Origin of the sequence: Lysinibacillus sp. UGB7 (assembly GCF_049058285.1) — a bacterium.
Taxonomy (GTDB): domain Bacteria; phylum Bacillota; class Bacilli; order Bacillales_A; family Planococcaceae; genus Lysinibacillus; species Lysinibacillus sphaericus_B.
This window is the reverse complement of record NZ_JBMGUV010000038.1, coordinates 15,572-39,715: the sequence shown is the minus strand read 5'-3', so window position 1 is coordinate 39,715 and position 24,144 is coordinate 15,572. Positions and strand designations below refer to the sequence as shown.

The following is a 24,144-nucleotide window of genomic DNA, read 5'->3' as shown; positions in this document are numbered from 1 at the left end:
GTAGGTGCAGGGATGAAAATTAAAGATATCAAGGTTGCGAAAGTGGAGGCGCCCCTCATCACGCCATTTAAAACAGCCCTTCGAACGGTGCATAGTATTCACAATATTGCTGTTTATATCTATACCGATGATGGGCAAGTCGGCATTGGCGAAGCAGCCCCGACAGCTGTTATTACGGGCGAAACGTTCGGCTCTATTACGCACGCCATTGAACACTATATCAAGCCTGCCATTATGGGGCTGGATATAGCAGATATTGTCCACTTAATGGAACGATTAGACACAAGTATATATCAAAATACCAGTGCTAAAGCTGCGGTAGATATGGCGATTTATGATTTGTGTGCACAGCACTATCAAACCCCGTTGTATAAATTACTCGGTGGTTACCGCAAGGAACTCACGACTGACATTACGATTAGTGTGAATGAGACAGAAGAAATGGTGAAAGATAGTCTTGCGGCTGTAGCGCGTGGTTTCCAGATTCTAAAGGTCAAGGTTGGCAAGGATCCACTAGGAGATGTGAAGCGCGTTGTGGCGATACGACAAGCTGTTGGCCAACACATTACATTACGGGTAGATGCAAATCAAGGTTGGACGCCAAAGCAAGCGGTGCAAATTATCGGAGCACTTGAGGATGCAGGCACCAATATAGAATTAGTGGAGCAACCTGTTCACTATAGCAATCTGGCTGGTATGCAATATGTAACAGCCAATACACTGACGAATATTTTGGCTGATGAAAGTGTTTTCTCCGCCAGAGATGCCTTGACGATTATCGAAAAGCGTGCAGCTGACATCATTAATATCAAACTCATGAAAACAGGTGGTATCCATCAAGCACAGAAGATTTGCCACATAGCAGAGGCAAATGACATGCCCTGCATGATTGGTTGCATGTTGGAAACAAAAATTAGTGTAAGTGCGGCAGCTCATTTTGCGGCATCACAAAAAAATATCACAATGATAGATCTAGACGGACCAAGTTTATGTTTGAAAGATCCTATTACAGGTGGTCCAATTTTTGACAACGCTCGCATTACCATGACGGATGCAGTTGGAATAGGATTTTCGATATAAAAAGATTGCTAGGGGGAGGCTTTTTATGAAAAAGTATTGGTTTCTTTTAGTGTGTCTTATCGCATTACTTTGTACAGCATGCAGTAATGATTCTTCAGAAGATAAAAAATCAGAATACCGAGTAGTTTATTCAGGAGAAATTAAAACCTTAAACTATTTAAAAACTTCTGAAACCAATGAGTTTGCTGTTGCGGCTAACTTAGTCGACGGGTTGATTGAATATGATAAGTATGGTGTTGTACAACCAGGTTTAGCAAAAGAATGGACTTCAAATGAAGATGCAACCGTGTGGACTTTTAAACTTCGAGATGATGTGAAATGGGTAACACATGACGGCAAAGAGTACGCAGATTTAGTTGCGCAAGATTTTGTGGACGGCTTAAACTATGTGCTTGATGCAAAAAATGAATCGTCAACTGTATGGAGTGCAACTGTTGTGAAAAATGGTGAAGCGTTCTATAACGGTGATATAACAGATTTCTCAAAAGTTGGTATAAAGGCAACCGATAAACATACAGTAGAGTATACTTTAGAAGCACCTACACCCTATTTCCTCTCTATGCTGAACTATGTATGCTTCTTCCCAGTTAATGGTGAATTTTTAGCTGATAAAGGTGGGAAATTCGGCACAACACGTGAAGATTTCCTTTATAACGGTGCTTATCTTTTAGACAAGTTTGAGCCTCAAAATGAGCGTGTACTGGTGAAAAATGATACGTATTGGGATAAAGACAAGGTACTAATCGACCGTATTCGCTATAAATATAACAAAGAAGCAGCCACTGTAGCGCCAGAACTATTCCTGCGTGGTGAAGTGGATTCAGCAAGTATCCCGACCTCTATCATTGATGAATGGTTCAATGATGACAAGAAAAAATCTCAGGTCCGTCAAACTCAAAATAACTTCTATACGTATTTCTATGCGTTAAACTTTGACCCACAATTCGATGCTGAATATGAACCCGATAATTGGAAGATTGCTGTTAATAATAAAGACTTCCGAAAATCACTTTATCATGCCCTTGATCGCGTATCAGCCATGTTAACAGTCGAACCATACAATCCACAGGACATGCTGAGTAATACGGTGACACCGAGAAACTTTGTGGATGTGGCAGGGGTCGATTATACACTATTAGCCCCATTAGAGCCTATTACAAGTAGTGATTCCTTTAATAAAGATCTAGCACTAGAATTTAAGGGAAAAGCAATGGCTGCGCTTGAAGGAAAAGTGACCTTCCCAGTGAAAGTATTGATGCCATACAACTCAGGTAGTCCAGATTGGGCAAACCGTACACAAGTAATTGAACAACAAATCGAAAAATTATTAGGGGCTGATTATGTTGATATTATCGTAGAGGCTGGCCCATCAACAGGCTTCTTATCAGAGGTACGTCGCCCAGGTAAATTTGCGTTACTGGAAGCGAACTGGGGTCCGGATTATGCTGACCCATCAACATATACAGAACCATTCAGTGTCGATGGCACTTATAACAAACCAGAGTTAGCGGAGGGCTATAAAGAAGCCAATGGAAAAACAACGTATCAAAATTTAATCGATGAAGCGAAAGCGACAATCGATACAGCTGAACGCTATGATCTATTTGCGAAAGCAGAAAGATTCTTAATTGAAGAAGCATTTGTCATTCCTTATGCAGTAGGTGGTAGTGGCTATGTCGCTTCAAAATTAAACCCATTTGAAGCGCAATACTCGCCATTTGGTGTAACATCTGAAAAATTCAAAGGCCAACAAGTCTTAGACAAGCCTATGAGTAATGATGAATTCAAGGAAGCTTTAGCAAAGTGGGAGCAAGAACGTGCGGATGCTTTAGTCAATGCAACAAAATAACAGCTCGACATCATCATGGCAAAGCTACATTCAAATAGCTACTAGTGGTGATTTTCATGAAGAAGGAGATGACCGAAAGAGACTAGTCGGCATCTCCTTCTTTCTTTCTCGAATTTAGTCATAGTAGGGAGGAATAAACGATGTTGTGGTATATCGGCAAACGATTGTTACAATCAGTCTTCACCCTTTTTATCATTATCACGATTGTTTTTTCATTACTACGTTTAATGCCTGAAGAAGGTTATTTAGGAGCAGCGGCAGACAAAATGTCACCCGCCCAACAGGAAGTGTATTTAACCAATTTAGGTCTACGAGATCCGCTGCTTGTACAATTAGGAAATTTTTATGCAAACTTATTGCAAGGAGATCTGGGCAAATCAGTTACATATCGTACAGATGTACCGGTTGTCGCGATCATCGCAGATAAGATCATTTATTCGTTACTGTTTGGACTAGGGGCCGTTGCACTGTCACTCATCGTTGGTGTACCACTTGGGATTTTAATGGCGCAGACGAAAGGTCGCTGGCTCGATCGTTTAGGAACTGGCTACATTGTCTTCGTCGTAGCTGTACCGGCAGCAGTTTATTACTTAGTCATTCAAATGTATGTGACAGAAATCTTCCGTTTGCCGATGCTCTTTGACGAATATAATCCCATTACTTGGATATTACCGCTACTGTCAATGGCCTTAGCACCGACAGCTTCCTACGCCATGTGGATGCGTCGCTACATGGTAGATGAACTAAATAAAGACTATATTAAGCTAGCGCGGGCAAAAGGCGTGAAAGAGCGGACATTAATGTTTAGTCACGTCCTCCGAAATGCCTTCATTCCGATGGCACAGTACTTACCTGCAACCATTTTATTTACCATCACAGGCTCCATCTATATTGAATCCTTGTATTCCATTCCAGGGATGGGGGGCTTACTCGTCGATGCCATCCAGCGGCAGGATAATACCATTGTCCAAGGGCTTGTCCTTGTTTTTTCATCACTAGGAATCATCGGTTTGATTTTAGGTGATATTGCCATGGCACTTGTTGACCCACGCATTAAATTAGGTAAAGGGGAGAGTGTACGCTAATGAGCATATATACAGAAGAAATTAATAATATCTCAGACGAGTCGCGTGAAGCGCTGTTTCAGTTTGCTGAAGCTAGTGACAGTAAAGCTGAAGAAACAGCCTACTCCAATTATTCTTACTGGCGTTCGACATGGCAATCCTTTTTGAAAAATCGCTTGGCGGTCTTTTTATTAGTCGTCGTTTGTCTAATTGTCGCATTTACCATCCTGCAACCGTACCTACCACAACAAAACTCACCAACTGAAATCTATCTTGACGACCAAACAGGCTTGCAAGCTCGCAATGTTGCACCTAACGCTGAATTTTGGTTTGGGACAAACTCGATTGGGCAGGATTTATGGTCGCGTATTTGGGCAGGGACTCGTACCTCGTTACTAATTGGTTGTGTTGTTGCGTTGGTTGAGGCCGTCGTTGGAATTACAATTGGTACACTATGGGGCTTCTCTCGTAAGTTAGAAGTACCAATTACACAGCTCTACAATGTGGTGGATAATATTCCGACAACAATTGTCCTTATTTTAATGTCCTATATTTTACGTCCGAGTATTTCGACCATCATCATTGCTATGTGTATTACTGGCTGGGTGGAAATGGCCCGCTTCATTCGTAACCAAATTGTGATTTTACGTGACCGTGAATATAACTTGGCCTCTAAATGTTTAGGGACGCCTGACTACCGCATTATTATAAAAAATCTATTACCCTATTTAATTTCGGTCATTATGCTACGGATGAGCCTCGCGATTCCTTTTGCCATTGGTGCAGAAGTGTTTTTAACCTATATTGGGCTAGGGCTTCCAATCAGTGAACCGTCTTTAGGGAATTTAATCAATGAAGGCCGTGTCTTGATGATGTCACCAGATTTACGTTATCAGCTAATTTTCCCAAGTATTGTATTAAGTATTATTACCATTGCCTTTTATATTATTGGCAATTCATTTGCGGATGCAGCAGATCCAAAAAATCACGTATAAAGGGGGAATACGATGGAGGAGAAACGGTCAAAGTCCCGAATTTTATCGATTCAAAACTTAGTCATAAAATTTACACTGCGAGGTCAGGTGCTAACAGCCATTCGTGATATCTCCCTTGAATTATATCAAGGTGAAAGTCTTGCAATTGTTGGGGAATCGGGTTCAGGTAAATCGGTGCTTGTGAAATCCATAATGGGCCTGCTCGATAAAAACGGCTACATCGAGCAAGGTCAAATTATTTACAACAATATGGATTTAGCGCACTTTACAACAGAGCAAGAGTGGTTGCAAATACGAGGAAAAGAAGTCGCCATGGTTACCCAAGATCCCATGACATCATTAAATCCACTGAAAACGATAGGTAAACAAATTGAAGAATGTGTTGTTTTACACCAAGGCTTAAAGGGCAAAGCCGCTTATGAAGAAACACTTAAATTACTAACCGATGTCGGCATTTATGATGTAGAAAAACGCTATAAGCAATTCCCTCACGAATTTTCTGGAGGGATGCGGCAGCGTATTGTCATAGCGATTGCACTTGCTTGTCATCCGAAAATATTAATTTGCGATGAACCCACGACTGCACTTGATGTAACCATTCAAGCACAAATTTTGCAGCTATTAAAAAATCTGCAGCAGAAATACGGGCTTACCACCGTTTATATTACGCATGATTTAGGCGTGGTGGCAAAAGTAGCCGATCGTATCGCGGTTATGTACGCAGGTGATGTAATCGAAGTGGGTGCCACCCACGAAGTTTTCTTCAACGGCCAGCATCCTTATACATGGGCACTGATTTCTTCATTACCGCAGCTCGGATTGAAAGGGCAACAACTCTATTCCATTAAAGGTACTCCACCAAATCTGTTCAAAGACATAAAGGGTGATGCATTTGCGCCACGCAATCAATATGCATTAAAGATTGACTACGAAGAACGACCGCCTTTCTTTCAGGTTAGTGACACACATTTTGCACGCACATGGCTGCTGGACCCACGCGCACCAAAAATAGAGCTTCCTGAAGCGTTACAAGCATTCTTTGAGGAGGGGAGGCAACACGCCAATGAATGAAAAAGAAGTACTGGTGGAAGTAAAAAACCTAAAGATTGTCTTCGGTAAAAGAAAACATAAATTCGTTGCCATTGACGATGTCAGCTTTGAGATTTTTAAAGGCGAAACATTTGGATTAGTAGGTGAATCAGGCTCAGGGAAAACAACAATTGGCCGTGCTATTATGCGCATTAATGAAGTAACCGAGGGACAAATTTTGTACCGTGGAAAAAAAATAAACGGCAACATCTCAAAGGATTGGAATCGTGAAATTACCCAGAAAATCCAAATGATTTTCCAAGACCCAATGGCATCGCTCAATGAACGAGCGAAGGTAGACTATATTATTTCAGAAGGTCTGGTCAATACAAAAAATTTTTCAAGTGAGGAAGACCGTCAGCAAAAAGTGCGAAAGGCACTGTTGAATGTTGGGTTACTACCTGAGTTTGCCAATCGCTTTCCACATGAATTTTCAGGTGGTCAGCGTCAGCGAATTGGCATTGCACGTGCATTAGTGATGGAGCCGGAGTTTATCATTGCGGACGAACCAATTTCTGCCTTAGACGTGTCGATACGGGCACAAGTGTTAAACTTGCTAGCAAATTTACAACAGCAAAATAACTTAACCTATTTATTCATTGCACATGACTTATCCATTGTACGATTTATTACAGACCGTACAGCGGTTATTTTTAAAGGCAATATTGTGGAGTTGGCGGAGACAGAAACACTATTTTCCAATCCCATCCATCCTTATACGCAGGCATTATTATCGGCAGTACCGGAGCCAAATCCTTACAAGGAGCGGGAAAAAATCGTTGAAATTTATGATCCTACGCAGCACCGCTATGACAAACATCCACCATCCTTTGTCGAAATGGAGGAGGGCCATTTCGTACTGGCCAACGAACAGGAAATTGAAAACTATCGTACGACACGAAAAATGGGGGTTTGATCGATGAGAATAGCAAAAGCGTTAAAAAAAGGCGATACCATTGGTTTAATGAGTGCCTCAGGTGCAACACCGCCCGGTAAATTACATCCGGCAATTGACAGTGTGGAGAAGCTCGGTTTTAAAGTAGTTGTAGGGGAAACATGTCGGGCGAGGCATGGCTATTTAGCAGGGTCAGATGAACTTCGTGCCGCTGAAGTCAACCAAATGTTCCGAGATCCTAGTATTGATGGCATTTTTTGTATTCGTGGCGGCTATGGTGCCACAAAAATTCTACCCTATCTTGATTACGATATGATACAAGCCAATCCTAAGGTATTTGCAGGTTATAGCGATGTGACAGCACTTCACATTACGTTTAACCAAAAATGTGATTTCGTGACATACCATTCGCCAATGCCTTCTACGGAATTTATTCAATTGGATATGGATGACTATTCATGGGATTCTTTTATCAACAGTGTGACGGCAACTGAAAGAAAGGGACTATCTCTTGAAAATCCATCAGGACAGCCAATGACAACACTGGTCACAGGACAAGCAACTGGACAGCTAATTGGAGGAAACTTAACATTAGTCACGGCATCACTTGGAACCCCCTATGAAATTGATACAAAGGACAAGATTTTATTTTTAGAGGATATAGATGAAAACGAACAACGCATCGACCGCATGCTTACGCAGTTAAAATTAGCGGGCAAGCTTGATGAAGCCGCGGGTATATTATTAGGCGCTTGGACAGACTGTGGTCCAGAAAATCCGGAGCAACCAGAAAATAGCTTATCCCTGCAAACCATTTTTAATGAAATATTAGTGCCACTTAAAAAACCAATTGTCATGGATATTACTTGTGGTCATTGCTTACCAACGATGACACTTCCATTAGGTCGAACAATTGCCGTTAACGCAGAGACGCACACGATTAAAGTGGTAGGGTAGGTGAAAATAATGCAGCCATTGATTCGGCAACTACTACAAGAAACGCCCTACAAAGTGCATATAATTGTCAAAGATCTTCGGACAGACGAAACCCTCATAAGTGAACGATCTACTGAAGTGTTCTCCAGTGCAAGTCTCATGAAAGTACCTATACTTCTTGCTGTGTTACATCATGTAGAGACCAATCGTCTAACGTTGGATGAAGTGTTGATGATAACACCTAAAGACTGGGTCGACTTTAGTGTAATCAGTGAACAACAATTAAAATCGGCTACAATCTATGAGTTATTGGTGTGGATGATTATTACCAGTGATAATACAGCAACTAATATTTTGATTGATTATATGGGTATGGATGCGCTGAATTGTTATTTTCGTGAAAACGGGCTGAAGCACACAATATTGCAGCGAAAGATGATGGATGTTGTACGACGGGCGAATGGCGTTGACAATGTCACGACAGCACGTGATATGGCTCATATATTTACACATATTTATCGCCAAGATTTATTCACACCGTCGTTCAGTGCACTGGCAATTGATATTTTGAGTCGCCAACGTGTACATGAAGCACTCAGTCGATATCTGGTAGATGATGTGATAATCGCCCATAAAACTGGGGGGCTTGAAACGGTTGACCATGATGTAGGCATTGTTTATAGTGACGCAAAAGATTATCTGATTGGAGTTTTTGTCACAGAGGTCACCAACAATCAGGAAGCGAGGCAACTAATTGGTCGCATTTCGAAGGTCGTTTATGAGTATTTGGTACAACAGAAAGGGGAGTTAAAATGAATGCCATTGTCACGTCGATGATTGCGAATCTGTACGCTGAACCGAATGGAACATCTGAGCTAATTGATGAGTTATTATACGGAATGCCTGTACAAATCCTTGAAGAGTTAGATGGTTACTGGGTGCATGTACAAACAACCTATCAGTACCGGGGCTACTGCAGAAAAGTGAATATAATGCTAGATAATGTGAAAACGAGTGCTTGGCGTGTTGAAGCATCGCATGTTATTAGCCAAAGCTTTGCCGATATTTTACAACAACCTCGCATTCAAAGCTCGAAATTAATGACACTTGTGAGAGGCTCAATCGTGCGTTATGTAGCTGACGAAGAACTAGACTCACATTGGGCGGTCATTCAATTAGCTACAGGCGAAAGGGGCTATTTACGCAAAAAATGGCTTTGTGAAAAAGTCACGGAGAATAGCCTATCAGAGCAACAATTCCGGGAAAACGTGGTACAAACGGCACTGAGCTACTTAACAACACCGTATCGCTGGGGAGGCAAAACCCCATTTGGTATTGACTGTTCGGGCCTGTGTTCAATGGCGTATATGCTAAACGGGGTATTGATTTACCGAGACGCCAAAATGGTTGAAGACTTTCCGATAAAGGAGATTGCACTGGAGCAAATGCAAAAGGGCGATTTATTGTACTTCCCAGGTCATATCGCGCTGTATCTTGGCGACAATCTATATGTGCACTCCTCACTAGACGGAAATGAAGTAACTATAAATAGCTTAAATGAACAACATCCTCTTTATCGGGAAGACTTAGCGACGACCATCACAGCGGTAGGGAGTTATTTTGCGGATTAAAAGCTAAGACACCAATGAACGATCGTTGCTAGTGCCAGCTGTCGGTACGAAATTTAACGACAAAGTAAAAGACGACAGCACCAAGGAAGCATTGATAAGTATTAGCGAAAAGCCAATCACATAATAAATAAACAAGAAACAAAATTTCACCTGTCATATTTATAAGCCATCACTCTATGATTTCTATGTCAATGAGTGAATATTTTTGCCTAAGCGAGATGCTTCTGTTTAATAACAGAGGCATCTGTTTTTGTTTGTAAAAAACTAGGGGTGATGTAGATGAGCAACTAACGATAAACAGTAAAACAAGCACACAGGAAATGGGGAATCTACATGATAGAAATTCACGATCTAACAATCCTATAGGGGGTATCTTTTAAACCGAGCGAACCATGCAAGACTTACAGATACTCTAGCAACTGTAAGTCTTGCGGATCGCCGCGTTTGGGTGCATACAAAGAAACAATGTGCTCATCTCATTAGATTCAAAAAATAGGTAAATAATAGAGAGGCAACTTCTAATTTTTTGATGCTACAATTATCAATAAAAAAATTGGAGGTAATGTGTTTGGATAATGACTTAAAAGAATTATTACGTTCAGTTTTAAAAGAAGAATTGGGACCGGTAAACCAGCGTTTGGACGGAATGGATAAGCGATTTGATGGCATGGAACAGCGTTTGGACGGAATCGATCGACGATTAGATAAAATGGAGGATGATGTTCGAGAGGTTAAACTTGGAATAGATGAGCTGCAAAAAATATGGTTGAAAACTTAGGGCAATTCACAGAAAAATTGCGCATCAAGTAAAAGATCGAACTGGCGCTTTAAACAAGCGTGTTTTTGAAGTAGAAACAGTGATTCAACGATTGACAAGCCCATAATAGCAAACTTTTACTAGCTTTATGGAGGAGAATCTCTGTAAAGTTTTTTTATATACGCTGAGCTAATTTAAGGCGTATCGAATGAAAATATTACCCTTATGCTATCAGGGTTCGCTAAATCGCAACCATAACATCATTGGATTCATTGCGTAACGAATTTCTCTACAGCGCTTTATTAAAAAATAAAAAATCTCCAAGCTACAAAGGGGGCTTCACAGTCCTAAGTGTGCATGGAGATTTTTTTTAGTATTGATAGATATTGAGTTGTTGACCCGCTTCTAATCGATCAGATCTAAGCTGATTCCATTGCTTGAGGGATGTCACCTTAACCTTGTGGGCCTCTGCGATATGCATGAGTGAGTCACCGTCAGCTACCGTAATGGTTTTTTTGTTTTTAACTGGGCTGTCGTATTGTTGTAAGTCGTATTTGGCAATGAGCATGTTAAGCTTTTCATTGTATTTTGAATCTGTCGCATAGGAGCCTGTTAAAAATTTTGTTGCGTCTGCATAGGTCTTTGTTTGGCTCTTAAAGACACCTGTATAAAAATCCTTGTTCCAAGACACACCATTACGCAGTAACTTTACATAATCTTTCAAAGAGTCTTCATAGGAAGGGTATTTACGGAACTCCGCCATTACGGTTGACATATTACCAGAACCATCATCTTCAGATGTTTCTAGCGTGACAGAGTCGTTTTGAAATTGGCCTTTCATGCCAAATAAATTATTATTAGGAGCTGAACCTAGACCACTTTGTCCATTTTGACTCTCTAAAATAGCCTGCGCAATCATAACAGAGGCGTATAAGTCATTTTCTGCCCCAAGCCTACGAGCGGTTTCTGCAATAGAGCCGATGAATTCCTCTGTACTTGGCCCTTCTTCAACATATTCAGGCTCTTTTGTCTCTTTATTAAACATAGAATCAAATAGTTGTATAATCATGAAAATCGATATACCGATAACAGTTAGGAATATAAGTATACCTTTCATCAAGTTTTTGAATAATTTCATTGGTGATGATGTTGGTAGAAGACAACATCTCCCTCCTTCCTTTACAAGTGAGTACATACTAAGGTGCTATATTTCTAATTATGACAGAGCTACAACATAAAATAAAGCCGTGTATTTTTTATAGTGTCCGTAATTAATAGAACGAAATTGCAACCAAATAGTTCCTATATTTGCAACCTTATAAATATATTTCCCACCTATTTTGTTAGAAATTGGGATGGTAGCATTTCAACATATTGATAGAAGCAAAACGCGGGCTCTATATGTACTTTGGTGTCTTGAAAATCAAAAAATGGTATTATTAACCTTAGTAAATCAATTTCATAATTCACTTTCTTATCAATAAAGGCGAATATGATGAAAGAAACAAAATATTCGTGGTTCTTTATAGAAAAACTATTTATGAAATGAATTCTAGTGTAAAAGTTTTAAATTTTGAAAGGAAGTTTTCATTGAATACTATTTATAGTGTAACGCAAAATCAATTATATGAATTTTTATTAAACGTAGCTACGATTAGACCTGTATTTATATGGGGGGCGCCTGGGATTGGGAAATCGTCAATTGTAGAAAATTTCGCAGAAGAATTAGGGATGACATGCGTTTCTTTACTAGGAAGCCAATTAGCGCCAGAGGATATTATTGGCGTACCACAAATAAAGGATGGCTACAGCGTTTTTTGTCCGCCCAAAATGATTGCGAGGGACGAACCCTATTGTTTATTTTTAGATGAACTAAACGCTTGTTCCCAAGAAGTACAAAAAGCCTTTTACAGCTTAATTCATGATCGAAGAATTGGAGAGTTTATGCTTCCAGAAGGAACGATAGTGATTGGGGCAGGAAACAGAGCGCAAGATAACGCCATTGTTAAACCGATGTCCTCTGCTCTAATCAATCGCATGGTCCATGTGCAGTTAAGAGCATCCCATAAAGATTGGTTAGTATGGGCGTACGAACATGAAATTCATCCGCATGTGATTGAATATATCCAGATGCGCCCAGATCATTTATGGAGCGAGCCGCCTAAAACGGAAGAGCCATTTTCTACGCCGAGATCTTGGCATATGTTAAGTGATTGCTTGTATGCATATGGCGAGAACATAAAAGAAAAAGATATCGAGCTACTAGCAAGTAGTTGTCTTTCCCCACATACTGCTGTACAGTTTAAAGCCTTTTTAAAACAGTTGCAAAGTAAATATAACCTAACCAAAATTATCAATGGCGAATTAAGATGGCCAGACCAACCAGAAGAAAGAGATTTGTTATATTTTATGGCGCAATCGTTTAGGGCGCAGCTTATGAAGGAACTACCTAAAGAAAATACAACTATAAAAGGCAATCAAAGACAACTTGCATTTCGTGCCAAGGATCTCATCAAAGAATTGTCGTCTATTAGCTTAGAAATTGCCCAAATGGTAGTGTCTGAACAAAAAGGGGAAGCCCTTCCTGCATGGTTTATGCTTGAGGTCATAAGAGATTTACCACGATTAGTCGCTAAAAAGGATGAGTAACAAAGTGGCGAAAAAAAACAACAAATCCATGAAGGAACATAAAAATGAAAAAAACATTGCGCTAGGTCAAGCAATAGTAAAAGCGCATCCTTTGTTTGAATCTTTGTTAAGTAATGTTTCAATTCAATATCAAGACATGGCGGCACAGTCTTGGGCTTATGTCACAAGCTCTGGCGTAATCTATGTCAATCAAGGTAAAAAGGGACAACCAGTTGAATGGGCATATGTTATTGCGCATTGCTTGTTACATTTAGGATTAAATCACAAACAAACAAAAGAGCATAGTGAAATTTGGAATATAGCGTGCGATTGTTATATTACAAAATTTCTTGGAGAATTAAAGTTCGGACAAGCACCAAGAGAAATGAGTGAACCTTTTTACGATTCCTTCTCCGATGAAGTGAAGTTGTATGAACGCTTTATAAGAGAAGGCGTACCGGATCATTTAAAACGATATAGTACAATGCCCGGTGAAGCAGATTTTAAAATCACCCAAGACAAGGATAGCTATTACTATTGGGGAACACCAAGTGAATATCCTTTGTTGTTTGCAGAGGGGTTATCGAGAGCCGTTCAAAGTGCAATTAGAGTAGCAGGTGGCGTTAATTCTTCTATCTCAGGTTCTGCCATTAAAACCAAAGCAGAGAATGCCAAAGCGTGGTTCATGAGCTCTTACCCGTTGTTTGGTGCACTAGCCTCTGATTTTGAAATTATCGATGATCCCCTTGTGTGCACAAGAATGGACATTTCCGTTGCTGCCATTGCAGTCGACACGAAGGAAATTTATATTAATTCGTCTGTGCCTCTGTCTGATGAAGAAATGAAGTTTTTAATGGCGCATGAATTGCTGCATGCAGGTTTAAGCCATGCCACTAGAAGGCAAGGGCGAGATCCCTATCTATGGAATGTCGCTTGTGATTATGTCATAAATGGCTGGCTAATCGAAATGAAAGTTGGCGATATGCCGGAAATCGGTGGATTGTATGACCCCGAGTTAAAAGGATTATCGGCTGAATCTATCTATGATCGCATTGTGACAGACATCAGGATGTATCGAAAACTACGAACTTTTAGAGGGCAAGGAGCGATCGATATTATTGAGGCAAAAACGTCTGATTTTTGGGAAGGCAAAGCGGGAATCGATTTGGACACCTTTTATAGAAGGGCTTTAAGCCAAGGGTTAAGCTATCATTTCTCTCAAGATAGAGGGTATTTGCCGCAGGGCTTAATAGAAGAAATTCGAAGTCTTTCACAACCGCCGATTGCCTGGGATGTGGAATTAGCTAAATGGTTTGATCGCATGTTTCAACCAATCGAAAAAGTCCGTACGTACGCTCGTCCAAGCAGAAGACAAGCGTCAACACCGGATATCGCTAGACCGCGATGGCTACATCAAAGTGGCGAAGAGCATGGCCGTACATTTGCGGTTATCATTGATACCTCTGGCTCAATGGATCGGGAGTTGTTGGGGAAAGCACTAGGAACGATTGCGAGCTACAGCATCGCACGGGATGTCCCGCTTGTTCGCGTTATCTTTTGTGATGCGATTGCTTACGATGCAGGATACCTGCCGCCAGAAGACCTTTTAACAAAAGTCAAAGTGAGAGGGAGAGGAGGGACCATTTTACAGCCAGGTATTCAATTAATTGAACAAGCCGCCGACTTCCCGAAAAATGGACCTATTCTTATTATCACGGACGGCGAATGTGATCGCTTGTCGATTAAAAGAGAGCATGCCTTTGTAATGCCACAAGGCGCAAAGCTACCATTTGTACCAAAAGGTGAGGTATTTAGGATGAAATAATGAAGTAGAAGGCCAATTGTAAAATGGGACAGTCTACTAAAAATAATTAGATAAATCACAAAAGCCTCCTCGTTTTCCGTAGTTACGCTAAACTGCCTCAACGCTCAATGCCTGCGCCGCATTGCTTGGCTGGCGATTTCTTTGTAACTGACGTTGCACATTCGCAACAAAAAATATTTGCACCTGTCGCTTCATTTTCCTCACTCTTTCTTTGCAAATAACAAGAGCAGGAGTCACATAGATTCTTTTCACTACTAGTAAAAGCCCAGAAACGTTGTTATATCAACATTTCCGGGCTTTACTTGTGGTGGATTTAACCTGTGAATGAACGGACAACAATTAATAATTTTGTAAGAAATGAGTAAGAAAAAAGAGATGATCGATTCGTACAATTAACATACAAGGTGAAAGGGGAAATTAAATGTTTATAAAAAACGCACTGCCCTTTAGAAAGCGTATTACTTAAATTTAATGACCGGAGACAGCATTCATGCTTAAGCTGCTGAAATTAAGATGGAAAAAACATCATATATCTAAATATTTTATCGGAGGATTCATTGGTATCGTAGTAATTTGCTTGGTTGTTGGTCTTATAGCGTGGCGTTTTAAAGTTGAGAGCTGCCTGATGTTTACAGATTATTTAGGGTTCATGTCATTAATGAATATTTTTATTAAACTCACATTTATTATTTATGTAGCTGTTAGTTTATTTCGTTTAATAATGGAAGAATACAACAATCATTACGGACTGCCAATACTTAACATATTCAGTATTGCTTATATGACCGTGCAGTAAGGTGTGAATAGGGAAGAGGAGAGATGAACGCTATGGGGATGCGTAATCATTCTGTTCAGGCGACAATTGGTTCGTGGTGGAAATTGCCTGTTCTTATAACCTAGAAATCACATTGGTGACCTTCATTCCATTTTAATTAGGGCTTGCAGTGGTTGGCGTGGTGATTGCGTACTTAGCCATTCGCATTCTTGAGAGCAAGGATGAGATTTAACTGGAAGAACTGCCAACAACAAGAAGGTGAGAAACCTGTAGAAATTCCAACTTTGTGAAGAACTATAACTCAAAAAGCACAAAGTATGATTTAGTAGTTTAACTTGAAATTTCAAGAATAAGGAGACAAATTGAGCATGCAATTAGAAAGTATTTTTTACTTCCCATCAGTACATGAAACGTTTTTTATCATGCTTAACATTGTATCTATTACGATTGGATTATGCCTGATCGTTTATGGACTTATAAAGCAAAAAAAACATAAAAAAAGTACGTTAGCAACATGTTGTATGGTTTTAGGCTCGTTAACTATAATTACACATACAATCCAAATCGTTGCGAAATTGCTTTAAAAGAGGAGAGAATTACATGCACCAGTTTGTTAAAAAAATAGATAAATCATTTGATAAAGTAAATAAATTTTTTGGTGTATCCATTCAGCGCCCCGAACCTAGTCAAAAGACAATACGAATAGGTTCAATGCTCGGAACAGTGTTAGGAATAATAGTATGTATTTTCGGTTTTATCGGAGGGCTCAAATGGAGTGTTATTGGTGGTGCCTTCATTGCGTTGTCAAATATATGTAATTTACTGTCGATGAAAAAATGAAAGTCATTTTGTTGTGTTCATCGACTGGTAACCGTAGCTGCACATGCTTCCAACATCTGTGCCAAAAGGGGAGGTATATAGAAAGCAATAAAGAAATACAATCAAAAGGTTTCGGGAATGTTCAGTATTCCTGAAACCTTTTTGATTTTTTTCTGTGGATTTTTGTTCAAAACGAGACATTAAGGAATCTTGTGGACTGTTTGCTAAATCGTCATCATGTCAAAATGTTCGCGTGTATTTTGTAAGTTTTTTGACATCATCACACAACAATTCTTGATTTCGAATAAAGAGTAAAAGTTAGACTAATGTTGGAAAACGAGCTTGCCCTGCTCGAAGCGAGCGAAGAAAAGAAGGCGGCTTGCTAGTTCGTCCGCGGAGAGCAAATGGCATTTTCTGCGCCTCCTTATTATGACGCTGTATTCGGTGAAATTTTAGCTTGCAAAATAATTAGAATGTGTATATATTGTATATAAAGTATATATACAATATTTAAGAAGAGGTATTTGCATGCAAATCATTATTTCAAACAACTCAAAAGAGCCGATTTATGAGCAAATTTATGCGCAAATCAAGAAACTGATCTTAACGGGTGAATTACAAGAGGGTCAATCATTACCTTCTATGCGCCAACTTGCCAAAGACCTAGAAATTAGCGTCATTACAACAAAACGCGCTTATGAAGAACTTGAGAAAAACGGATTTATCTATTCCATTGTTGGAAAGGGTTCGTTCATCTCCGAACAAAATATGGAGATGGTGAAGGAAAGAAAGATGAAAGTTATCGAAGAAAAGCTAGTCGTTGCCATTCAAAATAGTAAAGAAATGGGCATAAGCTTAGCAGAACTGAAGGAAATGCTGACATTATTGTATACGGAGGAAGAATGATGGAAAATGTTATTGAATTACAGCATATTAATAAATCATTTAATGGATTTCAGGTGAAAGATCTCTCTATTACCGTGAAAAAAGGCTATGTGACTGGATTTATCGGGGGAAATGGTGCTGGTAAATCGACAACAATCAAATTGATTATGAATTTAATACAGCAAGATAGTGGTTCTATTTCGATTTTTGGCATGAACTATAAGCAGCATGAGAAAGAAATAAAGGAACGTATTGGTTTTGTCTACGATGAAAACATTTTTTATGAACATTTAACATTAAATGAAATGAAAAAGATTATTCAACCAGCCTATAAAAATTGGGATAATCAGGCATTTCAGCATTATGTTGTCCAGTTCGAACTGCCGCTGAATAAAAAAATGAAGACATTCTCAAAAGGCATGAAGATGAAAGCCTCGCTGATTATTGCATTAGCTCATCATGCAGAGTTAATCATTATGGATGAACCAACATCTGGTCTCGACCCGATATTTAGACGGGAATTACTAAATACTTTACATGATTTAATGCAAAACGGGGATAAAACGATTTTCTTTTCGACGCATATAACAACGGATTTAGATCGCATAGCGGATTATATTACCTTTATTCAAAATGGCGAACATATTTTTACAAAGGAATTTTATAAAATTGAAGAGGAATATGCCATTGTAAAAGGAACACTGGATTTATTGGATCGGGAAACGGAGCAAGAGTTTATTGCTATCCGGAAAACGAACAGTGGTTTTGAAGCATTAACAGCTCATAAAAATCGTGTGGCAAACTTATTTGGAGATACTGTTATTATGGAAAAGCCAACGCTTGAAGATATTATGTATTATTCGAAAAAAGGAGGGGCACTGTATGTTTAGCCTAATACGAAAGGATTTTTTATTACAAAAACATATCCTTTTACTGTACATCGCGATATTACTACTCTTTTCATTGTTTGGTGATGCATCTGTCTATGTAGGATTTATTTTTAGTCTATCATTTATCATGAGTGCATGTTCTTTTGATGAAAAAGATAACATCAACATTTTGCTCAATTCGCTCCCTTACACGCGAAAGGAAATTGTCGCTTCAAAGTATATCGGAGCATTACTATTTACAATGTTATTTGTTATCGTTATGTATGTTGGGGATTTCATTTTGAATGGAAATAAAGCGTCATTTTTAGTAAAAGAGATGCTGCTTATTATCGGTCTTGTGATGATTACTACATCTTTCCTTCTTCCATTCCTATATAAATTTAAGATGCAATACCTACATATGGCTCTGGTTGCATTAGTAGTCATCTATTTGATAACAATTAGTTTTTTCATTAGAAATTTACATGATGTAGTAAGAGAATTGACACAAAAAATCCTGACTTTACAAGAAATCCAACTATATTTCTTTGCGATACTGCTGGTCATTGTTTTATATATTGGCTCGTGGCTACTATCCATTCGTATTTATGAGAGAAAAGTCTTTTAAAAAATAAATATACATGAACTAGGCGCGTCTGATGATGAACAATCTACTCCTTTTATTTGGCATGCTGAAATCAGCAATAGGTAACTAAACATGTCGTTGGTTTCCACTACGATGGATGGCTTCCATGGCCTATGGGGACTCACTTTGGCACGCTGTTCTCATAGCGCCTGCATGCCAATCAATACGTGTACGTCAAACCTATTCAATCGAATTGTAAACTATCTAATGAGGTACGAAGTTACCCGTAAACACCTACTAGTTAAGACGAATAATTACTGTGAAATCCATTTTGACAATTGGTCCTGTCATGATGGATTTTTATTTTCTTTGAACAATGGAAGGTCTGGGCATGAAATATATCAGTAAAAAATGTTTCAACTTCATGCCGTTTGTGAATTATTTAAGGGAAGGTGAGCAGAACATTCAAGCATAAAATATGTTATTTCCTTGTTCTAGATCTGGAATACAAGACGTATATGACATTAAAGAGATGGTAAAATGGGAGGTTATTTATGTACTATGTTTATAAAGTCACTATATCTATAATAGGAGAACGGCGAAAACAGATTTTCATTACAGGGAGCAAAGATAGTGATAACATTTGACAATGTCTCAAAAAAATATGATAACGACCAAGTTGCGGTGAAGGCGATTAATCTTGAGATAAAGAAGGGGGAATTCTTTGTCATTATAGGGCCTAGTGGGTGTGGAAAAACGACATTACTAAAAATGATTAATCGTTTAATTTATTTAACGGAAGGAACTATACGTATTAATGGACAAAGAATAAGTGACTATAACATCCATGAGCTGCGATGGAATATCGGTTATGTGTTACAACAAATTGCGCTTTTTCCACATATGACAATAGAAGAAAATATAGCCATTGTGCCAGAATTGAAGAAATGGCGTCAACAACAGATCCAGCAACGAGTGCGAGCGTTATTGGAAATGGTGGGACTCGAACCAGACAAGTATAGTCAACGAAAACCTAAAGAACTATCAGGAGGAGAGCAGCAAAGGGTTGGTGTTGTTCGTGCATTAGCGGCAGATCCCGAGATTATTTTAATGGATGAGCCATTCAGTGCGCTAGACCCGATGAGTCGTACGAAATTACAAGATGACCTGCTAGAGCTGCAACGTGCCATACAAAAAACTATTGTTTTTGTGTCGCATGATATGCAAGAAGCCTTGAAATTAGGGGATAGAATATGTGTCATGAAGGATGGAGAGATTGTGCAAGTTGGTACGCCTAAAGAAGTTATGGAAAATCCAATCAATGATTTTGTGAAAGAATTTATTGGAGTGAAAGAACATTCGTTCAATGATTTTAATATTGAACAAGTGCTCGAACCAATGACCAATGGGGAGCTTCAACATGTAGTGTCTTGTAAAGATTCTTTGCCAGTAATTCTTAGTAAATTAGCACAGCATGCATGTTTGGCGGTAGAAAATGATGGTACCATAATAGGTATAATAACACGACAATCAATGTTGCAATTTTTAGCAAAAGATGGCTCACAAAGAGGTGAGGCAAATGGCTAATTTTTTTGACGTGTTTAACGAACGAAAAGGACAGTTAGTTGCCTCTTTAATAGAGCATGTTCAGATTTCATTTATTGCGCTATTTCTGGCAGTAATCATTGCTATTCCTCTAGGAATTTATTTAACGCATAATAAGAAAATAGCGGAAAGTATTATCGGAATCAGTGCAGTTATGCAAACGATTCCTTCCTTAGCGCTATTAGGTTTATTAATTCCGTTGTTTGGCATCGGAAAATATCCTGCCGTCATTGCCCTTGTAGTGTACGCCCTCTTGCCAATTTTAAGAAATACATTTACAGGTATAAACGAGGTGGATCCGTCTTTAAAAGAAGCGGCGATGGCGATGGGCATGAATACGCGTAAGAGATTAGTGAAGGTAGAACTTCCTCTCGCCATGCCAATCATTATGGCAGGTATACGGACAGCCATGGTATTAATCGTTGGAACAGCTACCCTTGCTGCATTAATTGGCGCAGGGGGATTAGGCGATATTATCTTACTAGGTATTGATCGCAATAATACAGCACTCATTATTTTAGGAGCGGTTCCTGCCGCAATTTTAGCCTTAGTATTTGATTTTCTGCTCAAAAAGCTTGAATTACTGTCCTTTAAAAAAACGTTAATAGCATTAAGTGCAATTAGTGTTGCGGCCTTGCTGATGATGCTATCACCGTTAGTAAACGCCAACGATAAGGATGAAATAGTGATTGCAGGGAAACTTGGAGCAGAGCCTGAAATTCTTATCAATATGTATAAAATACTGATTGAAAATGAAACGGACTTAACCGTGCAACTAAAACCGGGTCTTGGTAAGACTTCTTTCGTATTTAATGCACTTAAAGCGGGTAGTATCGATATTTATCCAGAATTTACGGGGACGGCCATTGCTGAATTTTTAAAAGAGGAAGCGGTAAACAATCACCAAGAGGATGTATATAACCAAGCAAAAGAAGGCTTGATGGAAAAATTCGACATGGTTATGCTTCATCCAATGAAGTACAACAACACATATGCACTGGCCGTTTCCAAAGAAGTGGCTGAAACCTATGATTTACAAACAATTTCGGACATCAAGGCACTGCAAGAGTCCATTAAAGCTGGCTTTACATTAGAATTTAATGATCGGGAAGATGGCTATTTAGGTATTCAGAAGCACTATGGCATCACGATTTCTAATATTACCACGATGGAGCCGAAGCTTAGATATCAAGCGATACAAACAGGCGATATTGATTTATTAGATGCCTATTCAACAGATAGTGAGATACGTCAATACGACCTGACCGTGTTAGCAGATGATCAACAGCTATTTCCGCCTTACCAAGGAGCACCCTTGTTACGAAAAGAAACACTAGAAAAATATCCTGAAATCGAGGAAGCTTTAAGTAAACTTGCTAATCACATAACGGATGATGAGATGCGTGAAATGAATTATCAAGTAAACGTAGAAGGCAAAAATATAGCAGACGTAGCACGAACGTATTTAGAGAAAGCTGGTTTGCTATAATCACATCCCTATACGCTAGGTTGGTTTGGTGTACGGATTTTAAAGAAAAATAAATAATGTGTTACAAGTAAATCGTTAAAGCAGTGCTCGTTTATGCTTTAACGATTTTTTTATACGCTAAAGAAAAATCTTGTGTGGACCATATCACATTGGTGGGGGATTAGACAGTAAATTTATTTTATTGTCTTTTAGCCTGATGGGAATACTTGCAATGATTACGTTTATATTTTATAAAAAGAATGATTTGCAGATATAAAAATAGCATCCATTCATACAAAAAAGTAGCTAGAGAAAAACCATTCGGTCTTCTCCGGCTACTTTATTGTTGTGGTTAGGCAGCTTTTTTACTGTTTTTCTTCTTCACTTTCTTGTTAGCAGCTTTCTTTTCTAGTTTCTTCTCAGCTTTTTTCTTCGCTAATTTTTTCTCGAGTTTCTTTTTGTCTGCTTTTTTCTTCGCTTTTTTCTCTAGTAGCGCTTCCTCGATTTTGTTTTTCTTAATTTTTTTGGCCATGTTAAATGCACTCCTTAACTATATTGACGTTCTTTGTAAAAGAATGTCTATATACAAGGGTATATTAAACATAAATGGAATGCAAATATATTTAATGGTATATTTTTACATTAATCTGGTTTTATGTGAAATTCTACTAGATTTTCAGTTGTTCTTTACCTCATTATCTGATCGGAACTGGTAATAGTACACTTATAATATTTGCCTATATATTTAAAATTTGTAAATTTCTTTTAATGACAAACAATAAAAATTTATTGAGAATATGCAAGGCGTTGAATTGCCAACCAGGAGATATTTTAGAATATGTAGAGGAAGAAGAATGAACAACGTTCCAAATAGGATGTTCTATTTGGAACGTTGTTTTCTTTGTAAGAATTGACTTTTACTATTGTACTAGATAAAATAAAAAAAGACCGTCCAGACGGTTTTTTATTTCTTCTAGTATGTTGTCAAAGGAGGCACTATCGTGTCAACAAAAGCAAGTGAAAAACGTGCACTCATCATTCGTGCCGCGATGCACTATTTAAAGGACAATGATTTAAATACTTTAACGTTGGAGAAGGTTGCCAATAAGGCTGGAGTTAGTAAGGGTGGGCTTCTTTATCATTTTAAAACGAAGGATGCGTTACAAGCTGCTATAGCAGATACCATTATGGCGGAATTTACAACATCCTATGAGCATCTAGCAAAGATGGAGCAAGGTGCTGGTAACAGGACAAGAGGTTTTATTTTAGCTTCACAAAAAGATCTAGCAGAGGGTGCTTGGATTAATATCGCTATTCAAATTATTCAACATGAGCATACCGCTATTTCAGCACAGTATGAACGATTACTTGATGAACTGTTACATGATGATCTTGAGTCATCGATTGTTCATCTGATTCGCTTAACGATTGACGGATTGTATTATTCACAGCTATTGAATATTGCACCTGTTTCAAACGAGATAATGGAAATCGTCTTTGAACAACTATTACAAATGACAAGAAAGGACGATATTTCATGAGTGCTATTAGTTTTCTATTGATTGCAATTATCGCTGAAGTTTTTGCCAGTTCGATGTTGAAACGAACAAATGGCTTTAAACGATTACTACCGACGATGGGGGTAGTTGTTGGATATGGTATTGCTTTTTATTTCTTATCCTTAACACTCCAATCTTTACCGATTGGCACTGCCTATGCCATTTGGGCTGGATTAGGTACGGCATTAACTGCCGTTGTTGGTGTACTGTTTTATAAAGAGTACTTCAGTGTGAAAAAACTTGCAGGAATCGGCATGATTATTGCAGGAGTAGTTGTACTCAATCTTGTTGGTGGTGGACATTAAGGAGGGCTTTATCATGAAAGGTTATATATTTTTAGCAATATCCATTGTTAGTGAAGTATTCGCGACGATGATGCTTAAGCTTTCGGAAGGCTTTACAGTTATTGGTCCATCAATCGCTGTTGCAATCGGTTATGGCATTTCGTTTTATTGCTTATCCCTTTGTTTAAAAACCTTGCCCTTAAGTCTGGCTTATGCCATTTGGTCTGGTATTGGTACTGCACTAACAGTTGTTGCAGGTATTGTTATATGGGGGGACACTTTTAATGTGTATACGGCATTGGGGATTTCGTTAATTATAGGCGGTGTTATTCTCTTGAATCAAGGTAATCAAAATGAGGCAACACTAAGCTCGTCATGAAATTACTATTGCATTGACAGTTAAATATAGAAAAACGCCCAAAATTAAATTTTGGGCGATGACTGTAGAGCAAACTCCGGGGCAATCGAGTTTATTACCTACAGTTTTTTTTTCGAGAAAGAACATAATCTGGTCCGGAAAAATCACTCGCTTTCGCGGAAGAACG

25 protein-coding genes are annotated in these 24,144 nt (G+C 38.8%); 23 read left to right on the top strand and 2 right to left on the bottom strand.

The genetic code is table 11. The features are described from left to right. Positions 1-12 precede the first annotated feature (12 nt). The 10 genes from ACOMCU_RS23805 to ACOMCU_RS23760 all read left to right on the top strand — a co-directional run bounded on the left by ACOMCU_RS23805 (position 13) and on the right by ACOMCU_RS23760 (position 10,317). Positions 13-1,080, top strand: coding sequence for a dipeptide epimerase (locus ACOMCU_RS23805; RefSeq protein ID WP_421051626.1), 1,068 nt, complete (start codon positions 13-15; stop codon positions 1,078-1,080). A gap of 25 nt (positions 1,081-1,105) precedes the next feature. Then, a complete protein-coding gene (locus ACOMCU_RS23800; RefSeq protein WP_421051625.1) occupies positions 1,106-2,929 on the top strand; it encodes a peptide ABC transporter substrate-binding protein in 1,824 nt (607 codons plus the stop codon). Positions 2,930-3,069: 140 nt separating this feature from the next. Next, on the top strand, positions 3,070-4,014 hold the full coding sequence (locus ACOMCU_RS23795) for an ABC transporter permease (RefSeq protein ID WP_010860836.1): 945 nt from the start codon (positions 3,070-3,072) through the stop codon (positions 4,012-4,014). Next, positions 4,014-4,988, top strand: a complete 975-nt coding sequence (locus tag ACOMCU_RS23790) for an ABC transporter permease (protein WP_421051624.1) — start codon at positions 4,014-4,016, stop codon at positions 4,986-4,988. Before ACOMCU_RS23795 ends, ACOMCU_RS23790 begins: the two co-directional genes overlap by 1 nt. 12 nt (positions 4,989-5,000) lie before the next feature. Further along, entirely contained in the window at positions 5,001-6,059 is a 1,059-nt protein-coding gene (locus ACOMCU_RS23785; protein WP_010860834.1) for an ABC transporter ATP-binding protein, read from the top strand. After that, positions 6,052-6,993, top strand: coding sequence for an ATP-binding cassette domain-containing protein (locus ACOMCU_RS23780; RefSeq protein ID WP_421051623.1), 942 nt, complete (start codon positions 6,052-6,054; stop codon positions 6,991-6,993). Before ACOMCU_RS23785 ends, ACOMCU_RS23780 begins: the two co-directional genes overlap by 8 nt. A gap of 3 nt (positions 6,994-6,996) precedes the next feature. Continuing rightward, positions 6,997-7,929, top strand: a complete 933-nt coding sequence (locus ACOMCU_RS23775) for a S66 peptidase family protein (RefSeq protein ID WP_010860832.1) — start codon at positions 6,997-6,999, stop codon at positions 7,927-7,929. A gap of 9 nt (positions 7,930-7,938) precedes the next feature. Then, complete coding sequence (locus tag ACOMCU_RS23770) at positions 7,939-8,724, top strand: serine hydrolase (protein ID WP_036132057.1); 786 nt, start codon at positions 7,939-7,941, stop codon at positions 8,722-8,724. Then, positions 8,721-9,539, top strand: coding sequence for a C40 family peptidase (locus ACOMCU_RS23765; protein ID WP_421051622.1), 819 nt, complete (start codon positions 8,721-8,723; stop codon positions 9,537-9,539). Before ACOMCU_RS23770 ends, ACOMCU_RS23765 begins: the two co-directional genes overlap by 4 nt. A gap of 568 nt (positions 9,540-10,107) precedes the next feature. After that, positions 10,108-10,317 (top strand): hypothetical protein, encoded by a 210-nt coding sequence (locus tag ACOMCU_RS23760; RefSeq protein WP_010860829.1) that lies wholly within the window; start codon positions 10,108-10,110, stop codon positions 10,315-10,317. Between the two features lie 349 nt (positions 10,318-10,666). On the opposite strand, the gene ACOMCU_RS23755 is transcribed toward ACOMCU_RS23760, so the two are convergent. Continuing rightward, entirely contained in the window at positions 10,667-11,365 is a 699-nt protein-coding gene (locus ACOMCU_RS23755) for a glucosaminidase domain-containing protein (RefSeq protein ID WP_010860828.1), read from the bottom strand. Between the two features lie 521 nt (positions 11,366-11,886). Here ACOMCU_RS23755 and ACOMCU_RS23750 point away from each other — a divergent pair. The 9 genes from ACOMCU_RS23750 to ACOMCU_RS23710 all read left to right on the top strand — a co-directional run bounded on the left by ACOMCU_RS23750 (position 11,887) and on the right by ACOMCU_RS23710 (position 21,777). Beyond that, positions 11,887-12,945, top strand: coding sequence for an AAA family ATPase (locus ACOMCU_RS23750; RefSeq protein ID WP_421051621.1), 1,059 nt, complete (start codon positions 11,887-11,889; stop codon positions 12,943-12,945). Positions 12,946-12,949: 4 nt separating this feature from the next. Further along, entirely contained in the window at positions 12,950-14,749 is a 1,800-nt protein-coding gene (locus ACOMCU_RS23745; protein ID WP_421051620.1) for a DUF2201 family putative metallopeptidase, read from the top strand. A 490-nt stretch (positions 14,750-15,239) separates the two neighbouring features. Continuing rightward, positions 15,240-15,545, top strand: a complete 306-nt coding sequence (locus tag ACOMCU_RS23740; protein ID WP_421051619.1) for a hypothetical protein — start codon at positions 15,240-15,242, stop codon at positions 15,543-15,545. A 579-nt stretch (positions 15,546-16,124) separates the two neighbouring features. Then, positions 16,125-16,364: a hypothetical protein gene (locus ACOMCU_RS23735; protein ID WP_010860823.1), complete on the top strand. Its 240-nt coding sequence runs from the start codon at positions 16,125-16,127 to the stop codon at positions 16,362-16,364. Positions 16,365-16,871: 507 nt separating this feature from the next. Continuing rightward, positions 16,872-17,249: a GntR family transcriptional regulator gene (locus tag ACOMCU_RS23730; protein WP_010860822.1), complete on the top strand. Its 378-nt coding sequence runs from the start codon at positions 16,872-16,874 to the stop codon at positions 17,247-17,249. Continuing rightward, positions 17,249-18,118 (top strand): ABC transporter ATP-binding protein, encoded by an 870-nt coding sequence (locus ACOMCU_RS23725; protein WP_421051618.1) that lies wholly within the window; start codon positions 17,249-17,251, stop codon positions 18,116-18,118. The genes ACOMCU_RS23730 and ACOMCU_RS23725 overlap by 1 nt, the downstream gene beginning before the upstream one ends. Continuing rightward, on the top strand, positions 18,111-18,725 hold the full coding sequence (locus ACOMCU_RS23720) for an ABC-2 transporter permease (protein ID WP_421051617.1): 615 nt from the start codon (positions 18,111-18,113) through the stop codon (positions 18,723-18,725). The genes ACOMCU_RS23725 and ACOMCU_RS23720 overlap by 8 nt, the downstream gene beginning before the upstream one ends. A 591-nt stretch (positions 18,726-19,316) precedes the next feature. Further along, positions 19,317-20,270: an ABC transporter ATP-binding protein gene (locus ACOMCU_RS23715; RefSeq protein WP_421051616.1), complete on the top strand. Its 954-nt coding sequence runs from the start codon at positions 19,317-19,319 to the stop codon at positions 20,268-20,270. Then, positions 20,263-21,777: an ABC transporter permease/substrate-binding protein gene (locus ACOMCU_RS23710; protein ID WP_421051614.1), complete on the top strand. Its 1,515-nt coding sequence runs from the start codon at positions 20,263-20,265 to the stop codon at positions 21,775-21,777. Before ACOMCU_RS23715 ends, ACOMCU_RS23710 begins: the two co-directional genes overlap by 8 nt. Positions 21,778-22,108: 331 nt before the next feature. Here ACOMCU_RS23710 and ACOMCU_RS23705 read toward each other — a convergent pair whose 3' ends face one another. Then, positions 22,109-22,288, bottom strand: a complete 180-nt coding sequence (locus tag ACOMCU_RS23705) for a hypothetical protein (protein WP_010860817.1) — start codon at positions 22,286-22,288, stop codon at positions 22,109-22,111. 236 nt (positions 22,289-22,524) lie between these two features. On the opposite strand from ACOMCU_RS23705, the gene ACOMCU_RS23700 reads away from it, so the two are divergent. The 4 genes from ACOMCU_RS23700 to ACOMCU_RS23685 all read left to right on the top strand — a co-directional run bounded on the left by ACOMCU_RS23700 (position 22,525) and on the right by ACOMCU_RS23685 (position 23,978). Beyond that, positions 22,525-22,614, top strand: coding sequence for a helix-turn-helix domain-containing protein (locus ACOMCU_RS23700; RefSeq protein WP_421051613.1), 90 nt, complete (start codon positions 22,525-22,527; stop codon positions 22,612-22,614). 143 nt (positions 22,615-22,757) lie between these two features. Further along, positions 22,758-23,297, top strand: a complete 540-nt coding sequence (locus ACOMCU_RS23695) for a TetR/AcrR family transcriptional regulator (RefSeq protein WP_421051611.1) — start codon at positions 22,758-22,760, stop codon at positions 23,295-23,297. Then, complete coding sequence (locus ACOMCU_RS23690) at positions 23,294-23,620, top strand: DMT family transporter (protein WP_421051610.1); 327 nt, start codon at positions 23,294-23,296, stop codon at positions 23,618-23,620. The genes ACOMCU_RS23695 and ACOMCU_RS23690 overlap by 4 nt, the downstream gene beginning before the upstream one ends. A 13-nt stretch (positions 23,621-23,633) precedes the next feature. Then, positions 23,634-23,978, top strand: coding sequence for a DMT family transporter (locus ACOMCU_RS23685; RefSeq protein ID WP_421051609.1), 345 nt, complete (start codon positions 23,634-23,636; stop codon positions 23,976-23,978). Positions 23,979-24,144 lie beyond the last annotated feature (166 nt).

Bases quoted from the DNA above. Each gene is read 5' to 3' on its own strand.
- ACOMCU_RS23765 (WP_421051622.1), top strand. From the start codon at position 8,721: ATGAATGCCATTGTCACGTCGATGATTGCGAATCTGTACGCTGAACCG.
- ACOMCU_RS23690 (WP_421051610.1), top strand. From the start codon at position 23,294: ATGAGTGCTATTAGTTTTCTATTGATTGCAATTATCGCTGAAGTTTTT.
- ACOMCU_RS23735 (WP_010860823.1), top strand. From the start codon at position 16,125: ATGCACCAGTTTGTTAAAAAAATAGATAAATCATTTGATAAAGTAAAT.
- ACOMCU_RS23770 (WP_036132057.1), top strand. From the start codon at position 7,939: ATGCAGCCATTGATTCGGCAACTACTACAAGAAACGCCCTACAAAGTG.
- ACOMCU_RS23730 (WP_010860822.1), top strand. From the start codon at position 16,872: ATGCAAATCATTATTTCAAACAACTCAAAAGAGCCGATTTATGAGCAA.
- ACOMCU_RS23780 (WP_421051623.1), top strand. From the start codon at position 6,052: ATGAATGAAAAAGAAGTACTGGTGGAAGTAAAAAACCTAAAGATTGTC.
- ACOMCU_RS23755 (WP_010860828.1), bottom strand. From the start codon at position 11,365: ATGATTATACAACTATTTGATTCTATGTTTAATAAAGAGACAAAAGAG.
- ACOMCU_RS23800 (WP_421051625.1), top strand. From the start codon at position 1,106: ATGAAAAAGTATTGGTTTCTTTTAGTGTGTCTTATCGCATTACTTTGT.
- ACOMCU_RS23775 (WP_010860832.1), top strand. From the start codon at position 6,997: ATGAGAATAGCAAAAGCGTTAAAAAAAGGCGATACCATTGGTTTAATG.
- ACOMCU_RS23710 (WP_421051614.1), top strand. From the start codon at position 20,263: ATGGCTAATTTTTTTGACGTGTTTAACGAACGAAAAGGACAGTTAGTT.
- ACOMCU_RS23720 (WP_421051617.1), top strand. From the start codon at position 18,111: ATGTTTAGCCTAATACGAAAGGATTTTTTATTACAAAAACATATCCTT.
- ACOMCU_RS23700 (WP_421051613.1), top strand. From the start codon at position 22,525: ATGACAAACAATAAAAATTTATTGAGAATATGCAAGGCGTTGAATTGC.
- ACOMCU_RS23685 (WP_421051609.1), top strand. From the start codon at position 23,634: ATGAAAGGTTATATATTTTTAGCAATATCCATTGTTAGTGAAGTATTC.
- ACOMCU_RS23740 (WP_421051619.1), top strand. From the start codon at position 15,240: ATGCTTAAGCTGCTGAAATTAAGATGGAAAAAACATCATATATCTAAA.
- ACOMCU_RS23785 (WP_010860834.1), top strand. From the start codon at position 5,001: ATGGAGGAGAAACGGTCAAAGTCCCGAATTTTATCGATTCAAAACTTA.
- ACOMCU_RS23795 (WP_010860836.1), top strand. From the start codon at position 3,070: ATGTTGTGGTATATCGGCAAACGATTGTTACAATCAGTCTTCACCCTT.
- ACOMCU_RS23805 (WP_421051626.1), top strand. From the start codon at position 13: ATGAAAATTAAAGATATCAAGGTTGCGAAAGTGGAGGCGCCCCTCATC.
- ACOMCU_RS23790 (WP_421051624.1), top strand. From the start codon at position 4,014: ATGAGCATATATACAGAAGAAATTAATAATATCTCAGACGAGTCGCGT.
- ACOMCU_RS23705 (WP_010860817.1), bottom strand. From the start codon at position 22,288: ATGGCCAAAAAAATTAAGAAAAACAAAATCGAGGAAGCGCTACTAGAG.
- ACOMCU_RS23725 (WP_421051618.1), top strand. From the start codon at position 17,249: ATGGAAAATGTTATTGAATTACAGCATATTAATAAATCATTTAATGGA.